The organism is Kitasatospora putterlickiae (assembly GCF_039527695.1).
Taxonomy (GTDB): domain Bacteria; phylum Actinomycetota; class Actinomycetes; order Streptomycetales; family Streptomycetaceae; genus Kitasatospora; species Kitasatospora putterlickiae.
This window is the reverse complement of record NZ_BAAAKJ010000068.1, coordinates 11,118-12,021: the sequence shown is the minus strand read 5'-3', so window position 1 is coordinate 12,021 and position 904 is coordinate 11,118. Positions and strand designations below refer to the sequence as shown.

1 protein-coding gene is annotated in these 904 nt (G+C 77.0%); it reads left to right on the top strand.

Translation table 11 applies throughout. The features are described from left to right. Positions 1 to 797, top strand: a 797-nt coding sequence (locus ABD308_RS07805) for a glycosyltransferase family protein (RefSeq protein WP_486327012.1), incomplete at its 5' end; no start/stop codon positions are given. Positions 798 to 904 lie beyond the last annotated feature (107 nt).

The following is a 904-nucleotide window of genomic DNA, read 5'->3' as shown; positions in this document are numbered from 1 at the left end:
TGCTGGTGGAGCAGCGCCCGCAGCTGGTGGTGTCCGTGTTCGCCACGGCCACGTCGGCGGTCAACCGGCTGCGGGGCAGCCCCCGGCCCTTCCGGCACCTGGTGCTGTGCACGGACGTCACGCCGCACCGGCTCTGGGTGCAGGAGGAGACCGATCTGTTCCTGGTCACCTCGGAGGTCGCCGCGTGCGGTGTGCGGCGGTACCGGCCCGGCGCACCGGTGGCCGTGCTCCCCGCGCCGCTGCGGGCGCCGTTCTACCACCCGCCCTCGCGCACGGAGGCGCGGGCGGAGCTGGGCGTGCCGGCGGAGGCGCGGTGCGTGCTGCTGATGTCCGGCGCCTGGGGCCTCGGCCCGGTGGCCCGGACGGCGTCGGCGCTGGCCGACGCCGGGCCGCACGTCCTCGCGGTGGCGGGCAGCAACGCCGACCTGGAACGCCGCCTGCGCCGTGCCGCCGCCAGCCGGCCCAGGCTGCACGCCTACGGCTGGACCGACCGGGTCCCCGCCCTGATGGCCGCCGCCGACCTGGTCGTCACCAGCTCCGGCGACACCTGCAGCGAGGCCCGCGCCCTCGGCCGCCGCCTGCTGCTCCTGGACGTCGTCCAGGGCCACGGCCGCGACAACCTCCAGCACGAACTGGAGCTGGGCCACGCCGACGTCGTCTCCGCCCGCCCGGACGAGGTCGTCCGCTCCGCCCTGTCCGCCCTCACCCGCCCCGCCCCGGCCCCCTCCCCCAGCGCCACCCCGGAGGGCTGGCGCAGGGGTTTCACGGCGGCCCTGGAACAGGTAGGCCTGGCCTGACCGGCCACCTATGACGAACCGATACGCCGGCTCGCCTCCGCCCGGTAACATCGCAGCTCAGCAAGCCTCGGCCCCGCACGCGCGGGATGGTGCCGCCCGCGCGATGC